The organism is Streptomyces sp. DS1-CR2, assembly GCF_055760475.1.
In genome coordinates this window covers 4,097,390-4,121,221 of the sequence record NZ_CM147085.1, presented here as the reverse complement: position 1 = coordinate 4,121,221, position 23,832 = coordinate 4,097,390, and the positions used below count along the sequence as shown (strand labels likewise).

Annotated in this window: 21 protein-coding genes; 11 read left to right on the top strand and 10 right to left on the bottom strand. The window is 72.2% G+C overall.

Translation table 11 applies throughout. The features are described 5' to 3' along the window. Nucleotides 1–30: 30 nt before the first annotated feature. Together ACY0PA_RS19795 and ACY0PA_RS19790 are read right to left on the bottom strand one after the other, a co-directional pair. The gene (locus ACY0PA_RS19795; protein WP_454401941.1) at nucleotides 31–891 is read right to left on the bottom strand and encodes an alpha/beta fold hydrolase; all 861 of its coding nucleotides are present in this window, start codon (nucleotides 889–891) and stop codon (nucleotides 31–33) included. 601 nt (nucleotides 892–1,492) lie between these two features. Then, nucleotides 1,493–2,185, bottom strand: coding sequence for an iron-dependent transcriptional repressor DtxR (locus ACY0PA_RS19790; protein ID WP_473085873.1), 693 nt, complete (start codon nucleotides 2,183–2,185; stop codon nucleotides 1,493–1,495). Between the two features lie 215 nt (nucleotides 2,186–2,400). On the opposite strand from ACY0PA_RS19790, the gene ACY0PA_RS19785 reads away from it, so the two are divergent. After that, nucleotides 2,401–3,153, top strand: a complete 753-nt coding sequence (locus ACY0PA_RS19785; protein ID WP_473085872.1) for an SIS domain-containing protein — start codon at nucleotides 2,401–2,403, stop codon at nucleotides 3,151–3,153. A 14-nt stretch (nucleotides 3,154–3,167) separates the two neighbouring features. Here the strand turns inward: ACY0PA_RS19785 and ACY0PA_RS19780 are convergent, their stop codons facing one another. From ACY0PA_RS19780 to ACY0PA_RS19770, 3 genes are all read right to left on the bottom strand, one after another. Then, nucleotides 3,168–4,565, bottom strand: a complete 1,398-nt coding sequence (locus ACY0PA_RS19780; protein ID WP_473085871.1) for a PAS domain-containing protein — start codon at nucleotides 4,563–4,565, stop codon at nucleotides 3,168–3,170. Nucleotides 4,566–5,080: 515 nt separating this feature from the next. Further along, entirely contained in the window at nucleotides 5,081–5,965 is an 885-nt protein-coding gene (purU, locus tag ACY0PA_RS19775; protein ID WP_473085870.1) for a formyltetrahydrofolate deformylase, read from the bottom strand. A gap of 70 nt (nucleotides 5,966–6,035) precedes the next feature. Continuing rightward, the gene (locus tag ACY0PA_RS19770) at nucleotides 6,036–6,536 is read right to left on the bottom strand and encodes an SCO4402 family protein (RefSeq protein WP_473085869.1); all 501 of its coding nucleotides are present in this window, start codon (nucleotides 6,534–6,536) and stop codon (nucleotides 6,036–6,038) included. A gap of 117 nt (nucleotides 6,537–6,653) precedes the next feature. On the opposite strand from ACY0PA_RS19770, the gene ACY0PA_RS19765 reads away from it, so the two are divergent. Continuing rightward, the gene (locus ACY0PA_RS19765) at nucleotides 6,654–7,949 is read left to right on the top strand and encodes an ABC transporter substrate-binding protein (protein ID WP_473085868.1); all 1,296 of its coding nucleotides are present in this window, start codon (nucleotides 6,654–6,656) and stop codon (nucleotides 7,947–7,949) included. Between the two features lie 45 nt (nucleotides 7,950–7,994). On the opposite strand, the gene ACY0PA_RS19760 is transcribed toward ACY0PA_RS19765, so the two are convergent. Beyond that, nucleotides 7,995–9,527, bottom strand: a complete 1,533-nt coding sequence (locus ACY0PA_RS19760) for a hypothetical protein (protein ID WP_473085867.1) — start codon at nucleotides 9,525–9,527, stop codon at nucleotides 7,995–7,997. 214 nt (nucleotides 9,528–9,741) lie between these two features. Next, nucleotides 9,742–11,124 (bottom strand): transcriptional regulator, encoded by a 1,383-nt coding sequence (locus ACY0PA_RS19755; protein ID WP_473085866.1) that lies wholly within the window; start codon nucleotides 11,122–11,124, stop codon nucleotides 9,742–9,744. Nucleotides 11,125–11,436: 312 nt separating this feature from the next. Here ACY0PA_RS19755 and ACY0PA_RS19750 point away from each other — a divergent pair, with 312 nt between their 5' ends. The 3 genes from ACY0PA_RS19750 to ACY0PA_RS19740 all read left to right on the top strand — a co-directional run bounded on the left by ACY0PA_RS19750 (nucleotide 11,437) and on the right by ACY0PA_RS19740 (nucleotide 14,568). Continuing rightward, nucleotides 11,437–12,120, top strand: a complete 684-nt coding sequence (locus ACY0PA_RS19750; RefSeq protein ID WP_473085865.1) for a bifunctional DNA primase/polymerase — start codon at nucleotides 11,437–11,439, stop codon at nucleotides 12,118–12,120. 76 nt (nucleotides 12,121–12,196) lie between these two features. Next, a complete protein-coding gene (locus ACY0PA_RS19745) occupies nucleotides 12,197–12,988 on the top strand; it encodes an ABC transporter ATP-binding protein (protein ID WP_473085864.1) in 792 nt (263 codons plus the stop codon). Further along, nucleotides 12,985–14,568, top strand: a complete 1,584-nt coding sequence (locus tag ACY0PA_RS19740) for a transporter (protein ID WP_473085863.1) — start codon at nucleotides 12,985–12,987, stop codon at nucleotides 14,566–14,568. Before ACY0PA_RS19745 ends, ACY0PA_RS19740 begins: the two co-directional genes overlap by 4 nt. A 42-nt stretch (nucleotides 14,569–14,610) precedes the next feature. Here the strand turns inward: ACY0PA_RS19740 and ACY0PA_RS19735 are convergent, their stop codons facing one another. Together ACY0PA_RS19735 and ACY0PA_RS19730 are read right to left on the bottom strand one after the other, a co-directional pair. Then, on the bottom strand, nucleotides 14,611–15,954 hold the full coding sequence (locus ACY0PA_RS19735; RefSeq protein WP_473085862.1) for a maleylpyruvate isomerase mycothiol-dependent enzyme family protein: 1,344 nt from the start codon (nucleotides 15,952–15,954) through the stop codon (nucleotides 14,611–14,613). Further along, complete coding sequence (locus ACY0PA_RS19730) at nucleotides 15,951–16,538, bottom strand: sigma-70 family RNA polymerase sigma factor (RefSeq protein ID WP_473085861.1); 588 nt, start codon at nucleotides 16,536–16,538, stop codon at nucleotides 15,951–15,953. The genes ACY0PA_RS19735 and ACY0PA_RS19730 overlap by 4 nt, the downstream gene beginning before the upstream one ends. A 279-nt stretch (nucleotides 16,539–16,817) precedes the next feature. Between ACY0PA_RS19730 and ACY0PA_RS19725 the strand changes: the two genes are divergently transcribed. Then, nucleotides 16,818–17,192: an STAS domain-containing protein gene (locus ACY0PA_RS19725; protein WP_100596019.1), complete on the top strand. Its 375-nt coding sequence runs from the start codon at nucleotides 16,818–16,820 to the stop codon at nucleotides 17,190–17,192. Between the two features lie 189 nt (nucleotides 17,193–17,381). After that, nucleotides 17,382–17,909 (top strand): EF-hand domain-containing protein, encoded by a 528-nt coding sequence (locus ACY0PA_RS19720; RefSeq protein WP_473085860.1) that lies wholly within the window; start codon nucleotides 17,382–17,384, stop codon nucleotides 17,907–17,909. Here ACY0PA_RS19720 and ACY0PA_RS19715 read toward each other — a convergent pair. Further along, a complete protein-coding gene (locus ACY0PA_RS19715; RefSeq protein ID WP_473085859.1) occupies nucleotides 17,893–19,473 on the bottom strand; it encodes a class I adenylate-forming enzyme family protein in 1,581 nt (526 codons plus the stop codon). The genes ACY0PA_RS19720 and ACY0PA_RS19715 overlap by 17 nt on opposite strands. Nucleotides 19,474–19,629: 156 nt before the next feature. Here ACY0PA_RS19715 and ACY0PA_RS19710 point away from each other — a divergent pair, with 156 nt between their 5' ends. The 4 genes from ACY0PA_RS19710 to ACY0PA_RS19695 all read left to right on the top strand — a co-directional run bounded on the left by ACY0PA_RS19710 (nucleotide 19,630) and on the right by ACY0PA_RS19695 (nucleotide 23,805). Further along, nucleotides 19,630–20,829, top strand: coding sequence for an amidohydrolase family protein (locus ACY0PA_RS19710; RefSeq protein ID WP_473085858.1), 1,200 nt, complete (start codon nucleotides 19,630–19,632; stop codon nucleotides 20,827–20,829). Between the two features lie 11 nt (nucleotides 20,830–20,840). After that, nucleotides 20,841–22,049 (top strand): acyl-CoA dehydrogenase, encoded by a 1,209-nt coding sequence (locus tag ACY0PA_RS19705; protein WP_473085857.1) that lies wholly within the window; start codon nucleotides 20,841–20,843, stop codon nucleotides 22,047–22,049. Between the two features lie 2 nt (nucleotides 22,050–22,051). Next, nucleotides 22,052–22,915: an acyl-CoA dehydrogenase family protein gene (locus ACY0PA_RS19700; RefSeq protein WP_473085856.1), complete on the top strand. Its 864-nt coding sequence runs from the start codon at nucleotides 22,052–22,054 to the stop codon at nucleotides 22,913–22,915. Between the two features lie 428 nt (nucleotides 22,916–23,343). Beyond that, a complete protein-coding gene (locus ACY0PA_RS19695; protein ID WP_473085855.1) occupies nucleotides 23,344–23,805 on the top strand; it encodes an ATP-binding protein in 462 nt (153 codons plus the stop codon). Nucleotides 23,806–23,832 lie beyond the last annotated feature (27 nt).

Below are 23,832 nucleotides of genomic sequence, written 5' to 3'. Positions count from 1 at the left end.
CGAGGTTTCCGCCGCAACGAGATTCCGCCACTACGAGGTGAGCACGCCGTCCAGGAAGGGCTCGATCGCGGAGCGCAACGCCTCCGGCCGGTCGTAGTGCACGAGATGCCCGGCGTCCGCGATCTCCGCGTACTCGCCCCTGGGCAGGACGCGGACCATTTCCTGCGACTCGGCGCGGCCCAGCTCCCCGTCGAGTCCGCGGACGACGAGGGCGGGGCAGCGGACCTGGGCCAGCTCCTCCCAGTGCGCGTCGTAGACCCACGTGGCGCGGGAGACGAGCATCTGCCGGTGGTCGAACACGGGCCGCCAGCCGTCGGGGCTCTCCGCCATGACCTCGGCGTAGAACTCGCCGCGCGAGGGCTGGGGCCGCTCCACCCACGGGTCGTCCTCGCCGAACCACTTCCGTACGTCGCCGAGCGTGGCGAAGGGCAGGGGCCAGGCGTCGAACCAGTCCTCCCACTCCCGCTGGGACGCCGCCCCGAGCGCCGAGGCCCGCATATCGCAGATGATCACGGCCCGTACGAGGTCGGGGCGGCGCGCGGCGAGCTGCCAGGCGGTGAGCGCGCCCATGGAGTGGCCGATGACGACGGCGGGCGCGAGGCCGAGCTGCACGAGGGCGGCCTCGGCGTCCTGGATGTACGCCTCGCGGTCGTAGGGACCCTCGGGGGGTTTCTGGCTCTGGCCGTGGCCGCGCTGGTCGAGCGCGACGGCACGGTGGCGCTCCGAGAGCCAGCGGGCGGTACCCGCCCAGTGCGAGGCGCGGCCCATGAGGCCATGCAGTAGCAGCACGCCGGGGGACTGGTCGACCTCACCCGTCTTGGGAGGGTCGGCGAACTCCCACGCGGCGAGGCTCACGCCGCCCGCCCCGGTCACGTCGATGCGCCGCACCATAGGCCCTGGCACCCCCTTGTGGTCGCGCCTGCAGTCGCGTACCCGCGCACGCTATCGAACTCTTTTTCGAAAACGCGGTCGTTCTCGGCAACACCCCTCGTTCGAGTGACCTCGCGCAAGGGTTGACCGCCGCCGCCGAGGGGAGATCTTCAGCGGGAGGCGGACCGCTCGGGGAAATCGGTCCGAAGGGGATGACCCTGGGAGCTCGGGGCTCCGGGTCAGCACAGGGGAGGACAGGCCCCGGCGCCGCAAGGCGCCGGGGCCCTCTGTCTGCGTGCGCCCCGCCCGGGTACGCCTCGCCTGGGTATGTCGGCACATCGTCCTGCCCCCCTCCCTGCCCGCGCGGCCGGACCGGTGCGGACCCGAAACCGAGACGGTCAGGAGTCCTCAGGTCATATGCCTCTCGCGACAGCCTTGCACGCAAAACGTCCGCGCGCTGCGATTCCACGCAGTGAATCTTGCTTTCTGCGAGAGTTCTCAGAGGATGCGGTGACGTCTCAACTGTCCCTGTGGGAACAGGGGTTGACGCGTCGGTAAGTTGCCCGGATGCCTTGTGCCGCGCCCGGCGCCCGACTCAGCGCTTGGCGACGAACACGTGAGATCAGCGCTTGGCTACGAACACGTGCGAGGCGACATCCGCCACCAGCTCCGCGGCCTCACCGCTGCTGCCCACCAGGACCCCGCCCGGCGACGCCGTCACGCTGACCACGGAGCCCGGCTGGATGCCCGCACGCCGCAGCGTGTACATCAGCTGCGCGTCCGTCTGGATCGGCTCACCGATCCGGCGCACCACGACCGTCTTGCCGTCCGTGCCCGGGTCGAGGTCGGCGAGGGACACCATGCCCGCGTCGAGGAACGGGTCCGCGCCGTCCTTCTCGCCCAGCTCCTCGAGCCCCGGGATCGGGTTCCCGTACGGCGACTCGGTCGGGTGCCGCAGCAGCTCGAGGACGCGGCGCTCGACCGCCTCGCTCATCACGTGCTCCCAGCGGCAGGCCTCGGCGTGCACCTGCTCCCACTCCAGGCCGATCACGTCGACGAGCAGGCACTCCGCGAGGCGGTGCTTGCGCATGACGCGCGTGGCGAGCCGGCGGCCCTCGTCCGTCAGCTCCAGGTGGCGGTCCGTGGCGACGGCCACGAGGCCGTCGCGCTCCATACGGGCCACGGTCTGGCTCACCGTCGGGCCGCTCTGGTCCAGCCGCTCGGCGATCCGGGCGCGCATGGGGACCACACCTTCCTCTTCGAGCTCGAGGATGGTGCGGAGATACATCTCCGTGGTGTCGATCAGTCCGGACATACGTGCCCCTCGATTAGCTCCGCTAGCTCACCGCTAGCTCGTGCGCTGGCCCTGAACCCAATTCTGACGCATAGCACCGACAACCGTGCCGCGCCGGGGCAACCGGTCTCCGTACGGCAGGAACGTATTGACAGGTCACTGGTCCGGACCGCAACGTGATGCGCGGCACGCGGGCAGTAACGGACGCACTCAGGGATCACGAAGGGGCTCCGCCGATGAGCGACAGCAAGCTGGCCGGTCAGTACCTCGACGCCGCGATCGGCCTGCTGAGGCGGGTGCGCGACGAGGAGGACCGCAACATCGCGGCCGCCGGCACGCTCATCGCCGACACGGTCGCGCAGGGGGGCCGGCTCTTCGCGTTCGGCGCGGGGCACTCCTCGCTCGCCGCGCAGGACGTCGTCTACCGCGCGGGCGGTCTCGCCCTGATGAACCTGCTCTCCGTGCCGGGGGCCGGCGTCGACGTCATGCCCGCCACGCTGGGCTCCGCCCTGGAACGTGTCGACGGGCTCGCGGGCGCCGTCCTCGACACCAGCCCGGTCCGCGCGGGCGACACCCTGGTGATCATCTCGCTGTCCGGCCGCAACTCTCTGCCTGTGGAGATGGCCATGAACGCGCGCGCACTGGGCCTGCACGTGATCGGCGTGACGTCCGTGGCGTACGCCGAGGAGACGAAGTCCCGCCATGTGTCGGGGACGTTCCTCAAGGACCACTGCGACATCGTCCTCGACTCGAAGATCGAGGTCGGCGACGCGGAGCTCACGTACGACACCGTCGACGCCCCCTTCGGGCCGGCCTCCACGATGGTGGCCAGCGCGCTGATGCAGGCCACCATGGCGACGGCCGCGGCCGAGCTCGCCGACCGCGGCATCCAGCCGCCGCTCCTGCGCTCCGGGAACGTGGACGGCGGCCACGAGTGGAACGGCCGCATTTTCACCGAGTACGGCGACCGGATCTTCTACCGGCACTGACGCGTGGCGCGCCGTTACCGGTCGAGCACCCTCGCCAGGTCGAGCGTCCCGGCGATCCGGGCTGCGACGCTCTCCGCGTACGTGGCGTCGGCCCGCTCGAACTGTGTACGGCTGGACCCGCGCAGGAACGTCACCACGCCCAGCGTCCGCGCCCGGCTGCGCAGCACCGCGCACAGGGCGTGCACCGTGCCTTCGGGCCACTGTCTCGCCTCGGCCCACTCGCGCGCCCGCGTGGCGTCGCGCCCGCTCACGCTGGCCCGCACCGAACCCGTGCGCTCCACGCACTGCAGCGCCGGGTGGCCCTCCAGATAGCGCACGGGCAGCGTCGTACGGGACACCAGCAGGCTCGGCCCCGGCGCCCCCGAAGGCGTCGCGGCGGCCCGCGCTAGGCGCACCGGACCCGTACGGTCCCCGTCGGCACTCCCATCGGGCTGCTCGTCCCCGACCACCAGATCGATCAGCGCGTGGTCGGCGAACCCGGCCAGCGCGAAGTCCAGATGGATGGTCGCCGCCTCCGCCGGGTCCTCGCACTCGGCGGCGGCCCGCGAGGCCCGGTGCAGCTGGTTGGCCCGGAACCGCAGCTGCGCCGCCTCCTGCTCCGTCTGCTTGGCCTCGGTGACGTCCTGGAACAGCCATCCGACGCCGAGCGGTACGGGTTCCTCGGTCAGCGGTGAGGCGAGCCGCACGAAGCCGCTGCGCCAGCATCTGCGCGCGTCGCCCTCCGGGAGCCGCACCGTCACCCACAGCTCGGCGGGGGCCGGCGGCGCGCCCTCCGCGAGCACATGGGCGAGCGCGCTCTCCAGCTCCTCGACGCCTTGTGAGAGCAGGTCGCCGAGGGGCCGTCCGAGCAGCGCGGTACGGCCGGAACCGAGGGCCCGGGCGGCGTGCACGTTCACGACGGCGGGCCGCAGGTCGGCGTCGACGAGGACGACTCCCCAGGCGGCGTCCTCGAAGAGGGCCTCGCTCAGGGCGATCGACCGCTCCAGGTCGATCTGTGTGTGCACCTCGCTGAACGCGCAGTACAGCCCGGCCGGCTTGCCGTCGGGCCCGCGCACGGCGGAGGACTGTGTCCGTACGAGGACGCGACCGCCGTCCTTGGTGAGCAGGGCGAATTCGTGGACCTGCCGGCCCGGCGCCCGCATCGCGGCCATCAGCCGGGCCTCGACGTCGTCGGCGTCGGCGCTGCGCACCGCCCATCCGGAGAACCCGCGCCGTCCCACGGCCTCGGCCGCGGACCAGCCGAGGATCCGCTCGGCCTCACGGTTCCAATGGGTCACGATCCCGTCGGCGTCGAACGCGCAGAGCGCGGCGTCCATCCCGTCGAGCAACGCGGCAAGAAGATCGGCCCCGTCCCGCTCGGGCTCGTCGGGCCCGAGCTCGTCGGTGGCCCCACTACGCCGGGAAGCACTCACCTGGCACCCCCTGCAGGCTGTGTCCGCGTGTTCCGCACTTCAGATCATTCAACTCGAACGTGACGCAGCACACACGGAGTTCGGGGAAATCGTTGCGCCCCGGAGTTCCGGGGAAACGTTCCGTCCTTGATCACAGCGTACGACCTCGCGGACGGGCCCAGTGGTGGGTCCGTTAATTCGCTTGAAGGCTCCCCCGACCCTTCTTAGAGTGGGGGTACACAGGAAGGGAGGTGGTTCGGCAGATGTATGAATACCGGACGCGTGAGGTGACTGCGGGCTAGCAGCCCGGCGTCGCATCTCGATTTCGGCGCCGGACCGGCACGTGAGAGCTGCGTGCAGCCGGCCCCAATCCCAAGCAGTCACCCGACCCGCGAGCCGCCGGTACGTCCGGCCGGCTTCCGCCCGTCTCGTACGGGAGGAAACCTGGCTCGCGGGTCGTCTGCGTGTGAGCACAACCCGCGGGCACACAACCCGCAGGCGCACCACCCGCGAGCCGACGACCCGCGCGCGGTGGATCAGGTGAAGACGACCGTCCGGCGCCCGTTCAGCAGGATCCGGTGCTCGGCGTGCCACTTCACGGCGCGGGCGAGTGCCTGGCACTCCACGTCGCGGCCGATCGCCACGAGCTGGTCCGGTGTCACGTCGTGCCCGACGCGCTCGACCTCCTGCTCGATGATCGGGCCCTCGTCGAGGTCGGCCGTCACATAGTGCGCGGTCGCGCCGATCAGCTTCACGCCCCGCGCGTGTGCCTGGTGGTACGGCTTGGCGCCCTTGAAGCTCGGCAGGAACGAGTGGTGGATGTTGATGATCCGGCCGCTCAGTTCCTTGCACAGGTCGTCCGAGAGGACCTGCATGTAGCGGGCCAGGACGACCAGTTCGACACCCTCCGCGCGCACCACGTCGAGGATCTGCGCCTCGGCCTCGGGCTTGTTGTCCTTCGTCACCGGGATGTGGTGGAAGGGGATGTCGTACGACTTCACGAGCTCGGCGAAGTCCGTGTGGTTCGAGACGACCGCCGCGATGTCGACCGGCAGGGCGCCGATCCGGGTGCGGAACAGCAGGTCGTTGAGGCAGTGGCCGAACTTCGACACCATCAGGACGACGCGCATCCGCTCCGAGGAGCGGTGGATCTGCCAGTCCATGTGGAAGGAGTCGCCGACCGCGGTGAAGCTGGCCCGCAGCTTCTCCGCCGTGACGGGCGCGTCCGCCGAGAAGTGGACCCGCATGAAGAACAGGCCCGTGTCGTGGTCGCCGAACTGCTGGCTGTCCTCGATGTTGCAGCCGGTCATGAAGAGATAGCTCGACACGGCGTGCACGATGCCCCGCTTGTCGGGGCAGGAGAGAGTCAGGACGTACTGCTCGCCGCCGGCGACGCCGGACGCGGAGGACTGCTCATTCATGCAGGCAAGGGTCCCATACACGTAACCCGCGCCGGGCCGCCGTCCCGCTGGTCGGACGGGCTCGCGGCGCTCAGGCCGCCCGCGTCATGATCCGCAGGACCTCGAGCGTGCGGGGCGCCGCGTCGGGGTCGTCGCCGTCGCTCGTGGCGAGCACGACATGCGCGTCCCGCGCGGAGTGCACCGCTTCCGGCCACGCGTGGTGGTCGAGATAGGCGGAGACGGGGGCGTCCGGGCCCACCTGGTGCATGATCCGCAGCACGCGCAGCACCGCGGTGTCGACGAGCTGCGCCTCCTGGGAGTCCCGGAAGATCGTGCCGACGTATTTCTCGGCGGACCAGTTGTCGAGCCAGGTGTCCTCGACGAGGCGGTACACGGCGTCGGTGACGTCCCCGAACCCGTCCACGCCCGCGAGCCAGACGTCCCGCTGGAACGCGGGGTCGGAGAGCATGTGCAGCGCGGAGCGCACATTGCTGCGCCAGCGCCACCACGGCATGTCGTTGAGTGGCATGCCGCCCATGGTGGAGGAGCGACGGCCGCGACGGGAAGACTTCTCCGAGGTTTGCACGGTCATCGATCGTACGTGCCGTCCCCGCCGACCCGTCCCGACCCCCGTAATTCACCTTCACGTCACCGTACGTTGACCGCAGGTCACTCGCGGGTTAGGGATGCGGCGGAATCGTGCAGGTTCATGACTGTTCGGCGCCGCACCACCGCCCCGCGCACCTCGCGCTCCCTGCGTTCCACCGCGCTTTCGGCGGCGGTGTGGGCGGTTTGCGCGTCGCTCGTCGCCGGGTGCGGACTCGTCTCCGACGTCACCGGGAGCTCCAAGGACCCCATCACGGTGATGACGTGGGCGCCCGAGAAGACCCAGGCGACCAACATGCCCGGCATGCCCGCCATGGCGCGCGCCTACGCGCGCTGGGTCAACGCCCACGGCGGCATCGGCGGCCGCGACCTCAGGGTCATCACCTGCAACGACAACAACGACACCGTGGGCGCCGCCCGCTGCGCCAGGGACGCCGTCGACCAGCAGGCTGTCGCGGTCGTCGGCTCCTACAGCCAGCACGCCCGCTCCTTCCTCGCCCCGCTGGAGTCCGCCGGCATCCCGTACATCGGCGGCTACGGGGTCACCGACGAGGAGTTCACCAGCCCCCTGTCGTATCCGGTCAACGGCGGCCAGCCCGCCCTGATGGCCGGAAACGGACGGCAGCTGGCCGCCGCGGGCTGCGACCGCACCTCGCTCGTGCGCCCCGACACCGTCGCCGGTGACCAGCTGCCGCTGCTCCTCGACACGGGCCTGTCCGCGGGCCGCAACCGCGCGGCCGACGTGCGCGCCGCCGAGGACGCCACCGACTACACGGAGCAGGCCCGCCAGGCGCTCCTGCGGGCCGGTGCCGACCCGGCCGGGAAGGGCTGCGTGACGGCCGTCCTCGGCGACCGCACGGACACGTTCTTCGACTCGTTCCGCCGCACCCGCGACTCGTATCCGAAGGTGCGGATATCGACCGTCCTCGGCAGCGTCGACCAGACGGTCATCGACCGCTCGGGCGGCAAGTCGGGCGTCTACGAAGGGGCGTACGTCACCGGCTGGTACCCGGTGGCGACCGACCGGAGGTGGGCGACGATGCGCAAGGTCATCAGCGAGCAGGCGTTCGGCGACAACCGGATCGACCCGGCGGACGCCGGCGTGCAGACGACCTGGATCGCGTACACCGTCCTGAAGCAGGTCATCGCGTCACTCGGCAACGGTGACGTGACGTCGCACACGGTGCGTGAGGCGCTCGACGGCGGCCTGAAGGTGCGTACGGGCGGGCTGACGCCGACGCTGAGCTGGCGCTTCGAGGACATGATCGCGGCCCGCGGCTTCCCGCGGCTCGTCAACGCCGACGTCACCTTCCAGGTGGTGCGCGACGGGCGGCTCGTGGCCGCGCGCCGCGGACTCGTCGACGTGTCGAGGACGCTGGAGGCGACCCCGATGGGCTGAGCCCGCTCGGGCCCGCCCCCGTAACAGCTGGAACCAGAGCCGGAACTAGAGCTGGAACGGCTTGCGCTGCGGAAGGTTCCACTGCGTCGCGATGGTGTTCCACAGCTTCGACGCCTGGGTCTTCTGCGTGGAGGCCGTGCCGCTCGCCTGGTCGCCCGCGCGGCGCTGCGGGGTGGGCTTGGCGCGGCCCTTGTGGCAGCCGCCCTTGCCCGCGACCTGGTCGGCCCACGCCGCGTAGTGGCTGTCCGCGGAGGCGGACGCCTGCCACGCCTTGGTGAGGGACTGCGTGAGCGCCGCGTTGCTGGGCAGCTTGTCCACTTCGAGCGCGGCGAGCCGGGTGACGAGCCCGGTGCGCTGGGTGGCGGCGCCGCGCAGGTCGCCGGCGGCCTTGCCGAGGTCTTTGCAGGCGCCGATGTTCGCGACGGCCCTGATGACCGTGTCGCGGCTGTTGTTCGAGTCGGCGAGGAGCTTGTCGAGCGCGACGGCCTGCGCCTTGGCGGGGTCGGCGGGCGTCGGGGACGAGCTGCCCGGCTCTCCGGTAGCGGCGGCCGGCTTGGCGTCGTCGCCCTTGTTCTCGTCGCCCCCGCCGCTGATGAGGGCGCCCGCGCCGATGCCGACGACGAGGATGCCGACGCCGATGGCGGCGATGAGCGGCACCTTCGAGCCGGTGCGGCTTTGGCCCTTGCGAGCCGCGGCCCGCCCGGTGGGCTCGTACGGGCCCTGCGGCTGCGTGGCCGGGCTGGGTCTTCCCGGTCCGCCCGGTCCCGAGGGTCCGCCGGCACGCGGGTCGAAGCGGGGCATCTGCTGCGTCGAGGCGGGCGCGTCCGGCTCCGGCTCGGTGCGGAAGAGGCTGTCGAACTCGGCCGGGGGCTGCCGGTCGCCGGGGGCGCCGGGGCGGATGCCGTAGGGCGCGCTCGGCGGCGGAGAGGGCACGGGCGCGATGTACTGCGTGGCATCGCTGTCGGTGCCCGCGGGCGGCATGGGCATGGAGCCGTACGGCTGCTGCTGTTGCTGCTGGGGCGGCATCTGGCCGGGTGCGTTCGCGCGGCCCAGGTACTGGGTGGCGTCGGCGGGCACCTCGGGCGGCAGGGCCCCCGGAGCGACCGGCGCGATGTACTGCGTGGCGTCCGCGTCGGAGGGCGCGGTGGGGGCCATGTACTGCGTCGCGTCCGAGGCGGAGGCGGGCGGCAGTGGCGCCGAGCCGTACGGGGCGGCGCCCGCCGGCAGCGGGGCGGCCGGGGCTCCGGCGGGCGGCAGCTGCGCCGAGTACTGCTGCTGCGGTGCGGCCGGGGGCAGCGGGGCCGCGGCGTGCGGCGCGTCCTCACCCGGCAGCGCGGGCGACGCGGACGGCGCGCCCCACTCGTACGTGGGCATCGGGCCGCCGGAGGCCGCCTGAGCGGACTCGGGGCCCCACGGCTGGCCCCAGGGGCTGCCGCCCGAGGGGGCGACGTGCGACTGGTCGCCGAAGGTACCCGGCAGCAAGGGCTCGCTGCCGTCGGCGGGCAGCACGACGCCTTCGTGCGCCTGCCGCACCGAGGGAAGGTGCGGATCCTCGCCCTGTCCGCTCTGCTGCGTCACCGGGACTCCTACGACTGGGGGACCTTCGGAATCGTCGGCTCACGCTACCGGGTCCCCGCACACACGTGCCACGCAGCTCAGAACCCCACAGTCTCCCCACGCCCTCAAGTAACAAAACAGGCCCGCGGAACGCTGATTAGCGCCCCCCAAGCGGGTTGAGGCGTCCGTCACACAAGCTTCACCCGTACGTCTCCTGCGCGCCGCTCACCGAACTTCACGCTGCCTGAAGATCGAGGCGCGCACCGAACTCCCGCACCACGGGTTCGTCCCGGTACGGCTCGAGGCGCTGCCTGAAGTCGTCCAGGTACTCGGCGCCCCGGTTCGAGCGCAGTGTGCCGAGGAGTTCCACGGCGCGCGTCCCCGTCTGGCAGGCCTGCTCGACCTCGCGCTGCTGCACCTGCGCCGTGGCGAGCAGCACCAGACCGATCGCCCGGCGCCGCGCCCGCGACTGAGGATGCCCGGCCAGGGACGCCTCGGCCTGCCGCCGCGCCGCCTCCGCCTGCCCCAAGTCCCGGTAGCAGTGCGCCAGTTCGTCCGCGAGATATGCCGCGTCGAAGTGCGCGATCCAGGCCGGGTCGTCGCCCGAGCCCGGCTCGGCCCGCTCCAGCGCGGCCAGCGCGCTGCCCGCCACCGCCTGCGTGGCCCGCGCGTCCCCGAGCAGGGCGTGGCCCCGGGCCTCGGCCGCGTAGAACATCGCCTCCGCGCGCGGGGTCACCCGCCCGCGCGCCCCCTCCTGCGCCGCGCGCGCCAACTGGGCGATCTCGCGCGGGTTTCCGAGCTGCGCCGCGAGGTGGCTCATGGACGCGGCCAGTACGTATCCGCCGTACCCGCGGTCCCCGGCGGCCTGGGCGAGGCGCAGCGACTGGATGTAGTACCGCTGGGCGAGGCCCGGCTGTCCGGTGTCGACGGCCATGTACCCGGCCAGCTCCGTCAACCGGGCGACCGCCGCGAAGAGTTCACGCCCCACGGCCTCCCGGTACGAGCCCGCGAGCAGCCCCGACACCACGCTGTTCAGATAGTGGACGACCACCGGCCGCACATGCCCGCTGCCGTACTGGTGGTCGAGGTCCGTCAGCGCCTGGGTCATCGCCCGCACGGCCGCCACGTCCGACGTCCCGACCCGCGGCCCCGCCGACCGCGCGACCTGCGAGTCGGGTACGGAGATCAGCCAGTCGCGGCTCGGCTCGACCAGCGCGGACGAGGCCACCGACGACCCGGACAGGAAGTCCCTGCGCCCCACGTCGCTGCGCCACAGCTCGCACACCTGCTCAATGGCGCCGAGGACGGTCGGCGAGAACTGGAGGCCGACGCCCGAGGCGAGGTTCTTGCCGTTGGCCATGCCGATCTCGTCGATCGTGACCGTGCGGCCGAGCTTGCGGCCGATGGCCTCGGCGATGATGCCGGGCGCCCGGCCGCGCGGCTGCTGCCCGCGCAGCCAGCGGGCCACCGATGTCTTGTCGTAGCGCAGGTCGAGGCCGTGCTCCGATCCGCACATGTTGACCCGGCGTGCCAGCCCGGCGTTCGAGCAGCCTGCTTCCTGGATGAGCGCCTGCAGCCGTTCGTTGGGCTGTCGCGCTACGAGAGGCCTTGCGGCCATGGCGTACCCCCTGTGTGCACCGTGGACCATCGGGCCGGCTCGGGCAGAGCCCGCCTTGAGGTGATCAATGCCCTGAGATCAAACGGAAGATGCGCCACAAAGAAGGGCAAAAACAAGCAAGAGCCCCAACTGGTAGCCGGTCGGTGGACAACACCCTCGTCTGGTCCTCCGGGCTGGCTACCCCCCTGCCGGGGCCATTCCTCCCGCGCGCCCCCGCCCATGCATCCATGCGCCCCACGTGCAGGATCGGTGCTGCAGGCACCCGCGCGCGTGCGCCCGTAACCCCGGGTGGCGGCGGGAGTTGAGGACGTCGTGGAAGAGACCATCGCAGTCACCTCGGCAGTCACCTCGTCCGTCACCTCGCCTCCCCAGATCCCCAAGCAGCGCGGGGAGACCCTCCTCGACTCCGCCGTGCGCTACGCGGAGGAACGCCACTGGGACGTGTTTCCCGGCACCTGGCTGGAGGTCGACGAGGGCAGGCAGCACTGCTCGTGCGGCGACGCCAGGTGCGCGGCCCCCGGTGCCCACCACGGCCGCGAGGACTGGGCGAACCAGGCGACCGGGAGTGCGACCGCCGCCCGCCGGCTGTGGTCCAAGCACCCCACTGCCTCGATCCTGCTGCCGACGGGCCGCACGTTCGACGCGATCGACGTGCCCGAGACCGCCGGGTTCCTGGCCCTGGCCCGCATGAAGCGCATGGAACTCACTCTCGGCCCGGTCACCTGCACCCCCGACCGCCGGATGCAGTTCTTCGTCCTGCCGGGCGCCGCCGCGAAGGTCCCCGACCTGGTCCGCAAGCTGGGCTGGCCGCCCGCCTCCCTCGACCTGGACGCGCTCGGCGAGGGCGCCTACGTCGCCGCGCCGCCCACCCGCTTCGGCGGCCGGGGCGCCGTCCAGTGGGCCTGCCGCCCCACCGCCGCGAACCGCTGGCTGCCGGACGCCGAAGAGCTCATCTCCCCACTGGCGTACGCGTGCGGGCGGGAGGGCCGCCGGTAGAACCCCGGCAGCGACCCGCGCGGCCACGTATCGTGCTGGAACGGATGACGGCGACGAAGGGCTGGCGGGCGGCACAGTGACCGAGGCGGGGACCGAGGCCGGGGCGCCGGCCGTACGCGTACAGGACCTCTGGAAGGCGTTCGGCCAGAGCGTCGCCGTCGCGGGGATCGATCTCGCCCTTCCCGCGGGCAAGTTCATCGGCCTCGTCGGGCCGAACGGCGCGGGCAAGACGACCACCCTTTCCATGGTCACCGGCCTGCTCCGGCCCGACCGGGGCACCGTCGAAGTCGTCGGCCACGACGTGTGGCGCGACCCCGTCGAGGTGAAGGCCCGCATCGGGGTTCTCCCCGAGGGCCTGCGCCTGTTCGAGCGGCTCTCGGGACTCGAACTCCTCGCGTACACGGGCAGGTTGCGCGGCCTGCCCGGCGCCGAGGTCGACAAGCGCGCCGCCCAGCTCCTCGACGTGCTCGACCTCACCGGGGCCCAGCACAAACTCGTCGTCGACTACTCGACCGGCATGCGCAAGAAGATCGGGCTCGCCGCCGCGCTCCTCCACAACCCCGAAGTCCTCTTCCTGGACGAGCCGTTCGAGGGCGTCGACCCGGTCTCCGCGCAGACCATCCGCGGCGTCCTGGAGCGCTACACCGGCTCCGGGGCGACCGTCGTCTTCTCCTCCCACGTCATGGAGCTCGTCGAGTCGCTCTGCGACTGGGTCGCCGTCATGGCCGCCGGCCGCATCCGCGCACAGGGGCCCCTCGCCGAAGTACGCGGCGACGCGCCCTCCCTCCAGCAGGCGTTCCTCGAACTCGTCGGCGCGAACAGCCGTGACACCACCTCCGACCTGGACTGGCTGGGAGGGGCCCGGTGACCACGACGACCGTCACGCTGGTCCGCCTCAAGCTGTCACTCCTGCGCAACGGCCTGCGCGGCTCCACGGGCCGCCGCGCCGCCTACATCGCCACGCTCGTCGTCGTGCTGCTCGTCGCCGCGCTCCAGCTCATCGGCCTGATCGCCCTGCGCGGCAGCACCCACGCGGCGACCCTCTGCGTCATTCTCACCGCCGTACTCGCCCTCGGCTGGGCGGTGATGCCGCTGTTCTTCCCCTCCGGCGACGAGACCCTCGACCCGACCCGCCTCGTCATGCTCCCGCTGCGGCCACACCCCCTCGTACGGGGTCTGCTCATCGCGTCCCTCGTCGGGATCGGCCCCCTGTTCACGCTCTGTCTCACGGTCGGCTCGGTGATCGCCCTGGCGCACGGGGCCGCCGCGTCCGCCGTCGCGGTCCTGGCCGTCATCCTCACCCTGCTCACCTGCGTCGCCCTCGCCCGCGCCGTGGCCGCCGCCAACATCCGGCTGCTCAGCAGCCGCAAGGGACGCGACCTCGCCGTCCTCAGCGGGCTCGTCGTCGCCGTCGGCGCGCAGGTCGTCAACTTCGGTGCGCAGCGGCTCGGTTCGTCGGGCGGCCTCCGGGCGCTCGACCCGGCGGGGGACGTACTGGCCTGGATCCCGCCCGCGTCCGCGATCGGCGCCGTCGACGCCGTCAGCCACGGCTCGTACGGCGTCGCGGCGGCCCGCCTCGTCCTGTGCGCGGCCGCACTCGCCGGACTCCTGTACGCGTGGCAGCGCGCCCTGACGCGTCTCATGACGTCCCCCGACGGCTCCACGCTCCAGGCCGCCGAACCCACCCGCCGCAGGCGCACGTCCCGCGGCCCCCGCCTTCTGCCCGACGGCCGCACGGGCACGGTCATGGAGCGCGCCCTGCGCTATGTGTGGCGCGACCCGAAGACCAAGGCGGCCTGGGTGACGTCCCTCGCCATCGGCCTGATCGTGCCGGTCTTCAACGCCCTCCAGGGCACCGGCTCCCTCTACTTCGCGTGCTTCGCCGCCGGAATGCTCGGCATCCAGATGTACAACCAGTTCGGGCAGGACACCTCGGCGTTCTGGATCGTCGCCATGACCATCTCCTCGCCGCGTGACGCCTACGTCGAACTGCGCGGCCGCGCCCTCGCCCTCCTGACGATCACCCTGCCGTACGCGACGCTGGTCACCGTCGTCACGACCGCGATGCTCGGCGACTGGCGGGCCCTGCCCGAGGTGCTCGGCCTCTCCTTCGCGCTTCTCGGCGCGATGCTCGCCACCGGCGCCTGGTCGTCGGCCCGCTTCCCGTACTCGATCCCGCAGGAGGGCTACAAGAACGTCGCCCCGGGGCAGGCGGGCCTCGCCTGGATATCGATCTTCGGCGGGATGGTCGCGGCGGCCCTGCTGTGCGCGCCCGTCATCGCCCTCGCGATCTGGCTGCACGTGTCGGGCGCCGAGTCCGCGACCTGGCTGCTGCTGCCGATCGGCGCCGCGTACGCGGCGGGGATCACCCTGGCGGGCCTGCGCCTGGCCGCCCCGCGCACGGCGGCCCGCCTGCCGGAGATCCTCGCGGCGGTCAGCAAGGGATGACGCGTGCCGCAGGGCGGATCCCGCGTATCCCCCTGGAGCGCGTCACATCCTGCTGAGCGCCGCCGTCGCGTACAGGACGTCGTGGATGGCCTCGCGGTCGCCGTCCTGTCCGGCGGCCGCCTCCTCCGGGGTGACGTGACCGGCCGCCAGGCGGCAGAACTCGGCGCCGTCCAGGGCGACATGGGCAACCTCGCGCTCCGCCGAGCCGACCGCGCCGGGCGAGTCCAGGGCGATGAGCCACTCGCCGCCGCCCGCCCCCTCGACCTCGAGGCGCAGCGTGCGGCCCGGCGCGCCCGCGGCGACCAGGCCGCGGGCCGGTGCGGCGAGGCCCGCGCGGCGGCGCCCGGCGAGGGAGTCGGGCAGCAGCCGGGCCGCCAGATCGATCATGCGGTTCAGATGGCGGGCCGACGGCGGCTCGTACGGGTAGTCCACCGCCTCGGCGATGTCCTCGGCGTGCACCCAGCACTCGAAGGCGCGGTCCAGCATCGAGTCGCGCAGCGGCAGAGTGAAGTCCCCGTACGGGACCGCCAGTTGCCCCGACGAGCGGGTGCGGTCCGAGGAGCCGCTCGGGTCGGCCGCGAACGACACCGTGCGGGTCACGGCGTGCGACTGCTCGCGCCAGGGGCCGCGGACGGCACGGGTCGGCGGGAAGTGCGAAGCCTTCCAGAACGTCTCCGTGCGGCTCTCCGGTGTGCGGCGCTCCTCGGGTGCGACGCCGAACAGCGGGTCGTCGAGGCCGAGCGCGACGGCGACCAGGCCGTCCACGCTCATCAGGTGGGTGAGGACGCCGGCGACGGTCGTCTTGCGGCTGACCCGGTCGTCCCCCTCGTACCAGCGAAGCCGTACGGGCGCGTGCCACTCGGAGTCGCCGATGTCCTGGAGCAGGGCGTCGAGGCGGGCGGTCTCAGCGTCGTACGGGGCGGCCCACTCGGGGACCGGGATGCGGGGCGGGCGGCGGGTGAGGCAGCCCTCCAGGACGCGGGAGCGCAGCATCGGGTCGAGGTCGAGGCTCTCCTCGGAGTGCAGCAGGCCCACGGCGTCCCGCAGCCGCAGCGCCTCCTCGGCACACGGGCCGCAGGCGCCGAGGTGCTCCTCCACGGCGACGCTCTCCGCGGCCGAGCACGCGGCGAGCGCCCACGCGCCGAGGAGGGACTTGAGGACGCGGTGCTCCAGGACGAGCGGCTCGGGGACGTGGTCCGGCAGCGGGCGCCGGGTGTCCTCCACGGAGGAGCGCGGCGTCGGTATCCGGGCGCTCGCGGCGGCGTCGGGACGCCCGGCGCCCTCGAAGCCTTCGGGCTGCCCGGAGCCGTCGCCGTGGTCGGGGTTGTGGGGCTGGTCGGCGTTGTCGGCGTTGTCGGCGTTGTCGAAGGGGTGGGGCCCGCTCACAGCGCCCTCCCGTGTCCGGGAGATCCCGGCGGGGTGCCGGACGTGCCGTTGTCGTGGGCCGTGGACAGGAGCTGGAGGCCGAGGCGCAGGCGGCGGCGCGCCTCGTCCTCGGTGACGCCGAGGTCGACCGCTGTCTGGCGGTAGTCCCTGCGCTGGAAGTAGGCCAGCTCCAGCGCGGCGCGCAGCGGGGCGGGCATCGAGGTGACGATGTAGTCGGCGCGGGCGGCGGCGGAGGCGTGCCGCACTCTGCGCTCCAGGTCCTCCGTGGTGCCCTCGCCGCTGCGGACGAGGGCGGCGGACTCGGTCTGGCGCAGGCGGTGGACCGCGCGCCGGTGGGTGAGGGTGGCGATCCAGGAGCGCAGGGGTCCCTGCTTGGGGTCGTACGCGTCGGGGTTCTCCCAGACGTGGGTGAAGACGTCGCGCGTGATGCGGTCGGCCGCGTCCTCGTCACCGAGCACGCGGTGCGCGAGCCCGTGCACGAGTGACGCGAAGCGGTCGTACAGCTCACCGAGTGCCGCGGCCTCCCCGTGCGCGAGCCGCTGCTGCATCCTCCGGTCCCACCGGGTCGGAGTCTCCCTGGCCATGCGGCCCCCTCACCGTGTGCGTCCTCTCGAATGTAGTCGGACGCACCGACAACGCACCTGCCTTTGCGGCAAAGGTCGACCTGGCCGGACGCGGATGGTAAGGAGGTGGTCACGTTGCGCGGACCTTTGGCACCGAAAGCAGTGCAAAATCCGATCACTTGGGTCTAAATCGGGCCATACGTGATACGTCTGCGGTGGTGTTTCAGCGCCTCGCGGTCGGGCAGCCGCGAAAGAAGACAAGCGTAAGCAGGGGTTCCGGATCAACGGGAGGAGTGGCGCGTGACGCTCAGGGTGACCGAGGGACAGCAGGGTGGCTGGGCCGTCGTGCGGGTGTCGGGCGAGATGGATCTCGCCACCTCTCCCGCGCTGCGCCAGCAGGTGCACGACGCGGTCGCGGACGGCCGGCACAGCCTCGTCCTCGATCTCTCGCAGGTCCTCTTCTGCGATTCGAGCGGGGTCGGCGTACTGATCGCGGCCCGCCGGCTGATGCGTTCCTGCCGGGGCGAACTCCGGCTGATCCTGCCCGCCAAGGGGGCCGAGGACGGCTCGCACGTCAACCGCGTCCTGTCGGCGCTCGGCGTGCGCCGCCTCTTCGAGGTGTACCCGGACGTGCTGAGCGCCGTGAACGACGAGGCGTCGCCCCTCTCGGCCTGACCGCGCGGATCCGACCGGCGCGGACCTGTGCGTCGGGGCGGCCGGGCGCGGAAGTTGGTGCGGAATTTTTCCGGTCTTGGCACAAGCGTCGCTGTGAGGACCCCCGGCGCCGCTCCACGACGTACGCTCCGTGGCGAGGGGACGGGCAGGACCCGTACCACCACCGATGCGAGAGGCGGCCGAGGGGACATGGACCACGCCGAGAGCACCGATCACGCCGAGTACGAGCGCAGGATCGCTGCCCGCTTCGCCGGCTTCGACCAGGACGGCAACGGCTACATCGACCGCGAGGACTTCGTGGCCGCGGCCAAGGGGCTGCTGGCCGAGTTCACCACGACGGCGCGCTGCGACAAGGGCCAGGCGCTCTACGCGGGTGCCGAGGCCTTCTGGCAGGGCATGGCCGGCATAGCGGATGTGGACGGCGACCAGCGCGTCAACCGCGAGGAGTTCGTGACGGGCGCGGTGAAGCGGCTGCGGGACAACCCGCAGCGGTTCGCGGAGATCGCCCGCCCCTTCCTGCGTGCCGTCATCGCCGTCGCGGACCAGAGCGGCTCGGGCCTCACCCCGGCGGCCGCGGAGCGCGTCCTGCGCGTCCTCGGCGTCGCCCCGTCCCTGGTGGGCCCGGTCGCCGCCGCGCTGGACGCGGACGGCGACGGGCGGATCTCCGAGGAGGAGATCGTCACCGCCTTCGCCCGCTACTTCACCGTCTCGGAATAGCGTTCACCGGGCTTGTGCCCGCATAGCGCTCGCGCAGCTTGTACTTGAGCACCTTGCGCAGGGTGTCGTTGCGCGGAAGGGCGTCCACCAGTTCCAGCTGCTCGGGCAGCTTGTGCGTGGACAGCCCTTCCGACCGCAGATGGGACGCCATCGCCTCCAGGGTCAGCGGCTCGGTGCCGTCGCGCTGGACGACGACCGCGCACACCCGCTCGCCGCGCTCGGCGTCCGGGAGCCCCACGACCGCCGCGTCGCCCACCGCGGGGTGCGCGTGCAGCAGGTCCTCGATCTCCTTCGCGGAGATGTTCTCGCCCTTGCGGATGATGATGTCCTTGGCCCGCCCGGTGAGCACCAGATGCCCCGTGTCCCTCACATGCCCGAGGTCGCCGGTGACGAGGAACCCGTCGCCGTCGAACGCGGCAGCCGACTGCGCGGGGTCCAGATAGCCCTGGCAGACGGCCTCCCCGCGCAGCCTGACCTCGCCGTCCACGCCGTACGGGACCTGCTTGCCGTCCGCGTCCGTGACCCGGATCTCCATGCCCTCGGGGGGTTTTCCCTCCGTCGCCGCGAGGTTCTCGGCGGTGTCGTCGGGGGCGCCCATCGTGATCATGGGGACCTCGGTCATGCCGTACCCGTGGGTGAGCTGACAGCCCATCTCCCGTACGACCGCGTGGTAGATCTCGGGCGGCTTGGGCGCGCCGCCGCCCGCGAGGAGGCGCAGCGTCGGGATGAGCCGGTCCGCAGGGGACTTGCGCTGCTCGGTCAGGAACATGGAGTAGAAGGCCGTGGAGCCGCCCGCGACGGTCACTCCGTGCCGCCGGTAGCCGTCGAGCGCGTCCGGCAGCGCGAACTGCTCGAACATCACCGCGGGGAACCCGTACAGGAGCAGCATGACCGTGTAGTCGGGGCCGGCTATGTGCGCGAAGGGGAACGCCATCGAGCCGACGTCGGACGCCGACAGGTGCAGGGCGTGGGCGAGGCAGGACCCGCCGGCGATCAGTGAGCGGTCCGTGTGGAGGACGCCCTTGGGGTCGGAGGTCGTGCCGGAGGTCCAGTAGATCCAGCGCACGGCCGTGCCGTCGGAGGGCGGGGGCGGCAGTACGGAGGGATCGCCGTCGGGCAGCGTGTCGTACGCCTCGAAGATCCCGCGGGCGCCGAGGCGCCGGGCCATCTCCGTGTGGTCGAAGCCCCGCCACACGCCCGGGGTCGCGAAGAACTCGGCCTTCGACTCGCGCAGCGCGAAGCCGACCTCGCGGTCCCGGTAGAAGGGGATGACGGGGGACTGGACGGCGCCGATACGGGCGAGCGCGAAGGAGAGCAGCGCGGTCTCGATGCGGGTCGGGAGCTGCCAGGCGACGACCATGCCGGGGCGTACGCCCATGTCGTACAGGCCGGCGGCGACCCGCTCGCCGCGCTCGCACAGCTCGCCGAAGGTCAGGCGCCGGTCGTCCTTGGCGTCGGGGGCGCACTGGATCAGTACGGGGGCGTCGGGGGTGAGGGCGGCGCGGCGCTCGATCAGCTCCCAGAGCGTCCCGGCGGCGCCCAGGGCGTGTGCGGTGTCGTTCACTGCTCCCCCTCGAAACGGCAGACCGTACCTGACGGTGAGTCAGATCGTGCGCAGAGCGTAGAGCGCTGCGCCTTGTCGGTCCAGGGGTGCGGGGCTAGCCTGCTATCTGACGACCCATCAGAAAAGCCATCAGAAACTGTCAGGTGAGGGGACACGATGGACCCGATGGAACTGCCCCGGATCATCAGCGTCGACGACCATGTGATCGAGCCCGCGCACCTCTTCTCGACCTGGCTGCCGGCGAAGTACCGGGACCGGGGGCCGCAGCCGCTCACGGCCGGGATCGGCGAGCTCGCCTACGTGGCGGGCAAGTACCAGATCACCATGGACCCGGACGGGCCCCCGACGGACTGGTGGATCTACGAGGACCTGAAGTTCCCGTACAAGCGCAACATCGCCGCCGTCGGCTTCGACCGCGACGACATGACCCTCGAAGGCATCACGCGCGCGGAGATGCGGCGCGGCTGCTGGGATCCGAAGGCCCGCCTCGCGGACATGGACCTCAACCATGTCGAGGCCAGCCTCTGCTTCCCCACCTTCCCGCGCTTCTGCGGCCAGACGTTCGCGGAGGCCAAGGACAAGGACGTGGCACTCGCCTGCGTGCGCGCCTACAACGACTGGATGGTCGAGGAGTGGTGCGGCGACAGCGGGGGCCGCCTCATCCCGCTCTGCATCATCCCCCTGTGGGACATCGACCTCGCCGTCGCCGAGATCCGGCGCAACGCCGCGCGCGGCGTCAAGGCCGTGACGTTCTCCGAGATCCCCACCCACCTGGGGCTCCCGTCGATCCACTCCGGCTACTGGGACCCGTTCTTCGCCGCGTGCCAGGAGACCGGGACGGTCGTCAACATGCACATCGGCTCCAGCTCGCAGATGCCCGCCGCGTCCCCCGACGCCCCGCCCGCCGTGCAGGCCTCGCTCAGTTTCAACAACGCGATGGCGTCGATGATGGACTTCCTCTTCTCCGGGGTCCTGGTGAAGTTCCCGACGCTCAAACTCGCCTATTCCGAGGGCCAGATGGGCTGGATCCCGTACGCCCTGGAGCGCGCGGACGACGTCTGGGAGGAGCACCGGGCCTGGGGCGGGGTGCGCGACCTCATCCCCGAGCCGCCGTCGACGTACTACTACCGCCAGATGTTCTGCTGCTTCTTCCGCGACAAGCACGGGGTGGCGTCCCTCGACGTCGTCGGCCGGGACAACGCGACCTTCGAGACGGACTACCCGCACGTCGACTCGACCTTCCCGCACACCAAGGACGTCGCCCTCGACCATGTGAAGGACCTCGACTCCGAGACGGTCTACAAGCTCATGCGGGGCAACGCGATCCGCATGCTCGACCTGGACCTCGACAGGTAGCGGGCCGCGCCGTGGATCTCACGTACACGGACGAGGAAGAGGAGTTCCGGGCGCGGCTGCGGGAGTGGCTCGCGTCCGTGCTTCCGGGGCTCCCCCCGAAGCCGTCCCCCGACGACTGGCCGGGCAGGCGCGCCTACGACCTCGGCTGGCAGCGCAGGCTGTACGACGCCGGGTACGCGGGCCTGCACTGGCCCGCCGACGCGGGCGGCCGCGGTGCCACGCCCACGCAGCACCTCATATTCCTGGAGGAGACCGAGAAGGCGGGCGCACCCTACGTGGGGGCCAACTTCGTCGGGCTGCTGCACGCCGGGCCGACCATCGCGGCCGAGGGGACACCGGAGCAGCGGGCGCGCTGGCTGCCGCCGGTCCTGCGCGGCGACGAGGTGTGGTGCCAGGGGTTCAGCGAGCCCGACGCCGGCTCCGACCTCGCGGCGCTGCGCACGCGCGCGACGCGGGACGGCGACCACTACGTGGTCAGCGGGTCCAAGATCTGGACCTCGCACGCGGAGGTCGCCGACTGGTGCGAACTCCTCGTGCGCACCGACCCGTCCGCCCCGAAACACCGCGGCATCTCCTGGCTCGCCATGCCGATGGACGCGCCCGGCATCACCGTACGGCCGCTGCGCACGCTCGCCGGGTCCGCCGAGTTCGCCGAGATGTTCCTCGACGACGTACGCGTCCCCATCGCCAACCGGGTCGGTGAGGAGAACGACGGCTGGCGCGTGACGATGGTGACGCTGTCCTTCGAACGCGGCACCGCGTTCGTGGGCGAGGTCGTCGCCTGCCGCCGCGTCCTCGGCGAACTGGCCGCGCAGGCCCGCAAGAACGGCCGCTGGGACGACGCCGTGCTGCGCCGCAGGCTCGGCCGCCTCAACGCCGAGTTCCGCGCCCTGTGGCGGCTCACCCAGTGGAACGTCAGCGAGGCGGAGCAGGCGGACGGTGTCCCCGGCACCGGCGGCTCGGTCTTCAAGCTGCGCTACTCGCACGCCCGCCAGGAGCTGTTCGACGCCGCAGCCGAGGTGCTCGGCGTCGCGGGCGCGCTCGACACGGACCAGGAGTGGACCCTCGACCGCCTGTCGTCCCTCTCGTACACGATCGCCGCCGGCACCTCCCAGATCCAGCACAACATCGTCGCCGAACGCATCCTCGGCCTGCCGAAGGACCGGCCGAAGGACCTTCAGAGGGATCTTCAGAGGGATCTTCAGAAGGGAGGGCGGTGAGCATGCGCTTCCAGCTCACCGACGACCAGCGCGCCCTGCGCGACGGCGTACGGGACCTGCTCGCCGGACGCTTCGACCGCGACGCCCTGCGCACCGCCGTGGACACGCCCGGGCACCTGGACCGGGCGCTGTGGCGGGCCCTGGGTGACGCGGGCTTCTTCGCCCTGTGCCTCCCGGAGGCGGAGGGCGGCGTGGGCCTGGGGCTGCCCGAGGCCGTCCTCGTCTTCGAGGAGGCGGGCCGGGTCCTGCTGCCGGGACCGCTCGTCGCCACGCATCTCGCCGCGGGCACCGTGCCGGGCGCCGCGACCGGTGAGGCCGTCGTGACGGCGCCCGCCGGGGAACTCCTCCCGTGGCGGGACGCATCGGACGTCGTGCAGGGCGACGCCGCCGACGCCGTGCCCCTGGCCTCCGTCGACCCGCTCACGCCTCTGCACAAACTGCCGGGCCCGCACGCACCCCGCAGCCCCGAGGCCGTACTCCTCACCGCCGCCGAACAGCTCGGCTCCGCCACGCGCACCTGCGAGCTGGCGGTCCAATACGCCCGCGAGCGCGAGCAGTTCGGGCAGCCCATCGGCGCGTTCCAGGCCGTGAAGCACCTGTGCGCCCAGATGCTCGTACGGGCCGAGCTGGCCCGTGCGGCCGTGTACGCGGCGGCTGTCACGGGCGACCCGGTCGAGACCGCCGCCGCCGAACTGCTCGCCGACGAGGCGGCCGTGCGCAACGCGCGCGACTGCGTCCAGGTGCACGGCGGCATGGGCTTCACCTGGGAGGCGGACGTGCATCTGCATCTCAAGCGGGCCTGGGTGCGCGCCGGGACGGGCCGTGCGGCGCGCGAGACGGAGGAGGAGCTGGCGGCGGCGCTGTGACGTCCGGGGCCCGCGCTCAGCGCGGGGCGAACCCATGTACGGACGGTCACGGAACGTCGATATCGGGTTGTGTCCTGCGCGGGACTCGTCACGGCACGGAGTCGGGGTCCCGCTCGGGTACCTTGTGTGGGATGCGAGTGGTTCCGAGTCCGAGCCATCCCGGTGTTGCCCCTGAGGCGGCTCCGGATCCGGCGATGCGCGCCGTTCGCAGCGCACGGGAGGGCCACGCGCCCGCCCGTTCGACTCCCCGCAGGACGCGTCGCACAGTATGGCGCACGCGTACTCCTTCGCGCTGGAATATGCCCGAAGCGCTTGTTGGGGTGACTGTACGTCAACCATGCTGTCTTCCAAGGGGATCACGGTCCGTGAGCTCCTTGACTTGTCACAGTCCCGAGGCGTTGTGTCCGCCGGTTCGGATGGTGTGAGCGGTGCAGGTGCTTCAAGTTCAGCTGGAGGTCGGGGCGGATCCCGCGGAGGTGGGGCGAGCCCGCAGGTGGGCGCGCTCGCGCCTCGCAGGGTCCGGGATAGAGGCCGATGAGCCACTGGCGGAGACGCTCATCCTGATCGTCTCCGAGCTCGTCACGAACGCCGTGGTGCACACCGGCTGTCCGGCCGTCCTGCGCATTCTGCTGCCGGGCGTCCCGGCGGAGGCCAGCGCCGGCACGGTCCGCGTGGAGGTGGCCGACGCCAGCGACCGGCCCCCCGCGCCGCGGCACGCCGACGGGGAAGAGACCAACGGCCGCGGACTGGAACTCGTCGACGGCCTGGCGGACCGCTGGGGCTGGCGGCCCGAGGGTACGGGCAAGGCCATCTGGTGCGAGATCGACCGCTGCGCCACGCAGGGCGCGGGGGCGGGGACGTATCAGGGGATGGCGTACGAGGCCGTGTAGTTCCGCCTCCCGGGGCGTCAGTTCCGC

Excerpts from the sequence above, each read along its gene's own strand:
- ACY0PA_RS19795 (WP_454401941.1), bottom strand. The coding sequence starts at position 891 with ATGGTGCGGCGCATCGACGTGACCGGGGCGGGCGGCGTGAGCCTCGCC.
- ACY0PA_RS19790 (WP_473085873.1), bottom strand. The coding sequence starts at position 2,185 with ATGTCCGGACTGATCGACACCACGGAGATGTATCTCCGCACCATCCTC.
- ACY0PA_RS19785 (WP_473085872.1), top strand. The coding sequence starts at position 2,401 with ATGAGCGACAGCAAGCTGGCCGGTCAGTACCTCGACGCCGCGATCGGC.
- purU (WP_473085870.1), bottom strand. The coding sequence starts at position 5,965 with ATGAATGAGCAGTCCTCCGCGTCCGGCGTCGCCGGCGGCGAGCAGTAC.
- ACY0PA_RS19770 (WP_473085869.1), bottom strand. The coding sequence starts at position 6,536 with ATGACCGTGCAAACCTCGGAGAAGTCTTCCCGTCGCGGCCGTCGCTCC.
- ACY0PA_RS19765 (WP_473085868.1), top strand. The coding sequence starts at position 6,654 with ATGACTGTTCGGCGCCGCACCACCGCCCCGCGCACCTCGCGCTCCCTG.
- ACY0PA_RS19755 (WP_473085866.1), bottom strand. The coding sequence starts at position 11,124 with ATGGCCGCAAGGCCTCTCGTAGCGCGACAGCCCAACGAACGGCTGCAG.
- ACY0PA_RS19730 (WP_473085861.1), bottom strand. The coding sequence starts at position 16,538 with ATGGCCAGGGAGACTCCGACCCGGTGGGACCGGAGGATGCAGCAGCGG.
- ACY0PA_RS19720 (WP_473085860.1), top strand. The coding sequence starts at position 17,382 with ATGGACCACGCCGAGAGCACCGATCACGCCGAGTACGAGCGCAGGATC.
- ACY0PA_RS19710 (WP_473085858.1), top strand. The coding sequence starts at position 19,630 with ATGGACCCGATGGAACTGCCCCGGATCATCAGCGTCGACGACCATGTG.
- ACY0PA_RS19700 (WP_473085856.1), top strand. The coding sequence starts at position 22,052 with ATGCGCTTCCAGCTCACCGACGACCAGCGCGCCCTGCGCGACGGCGTA.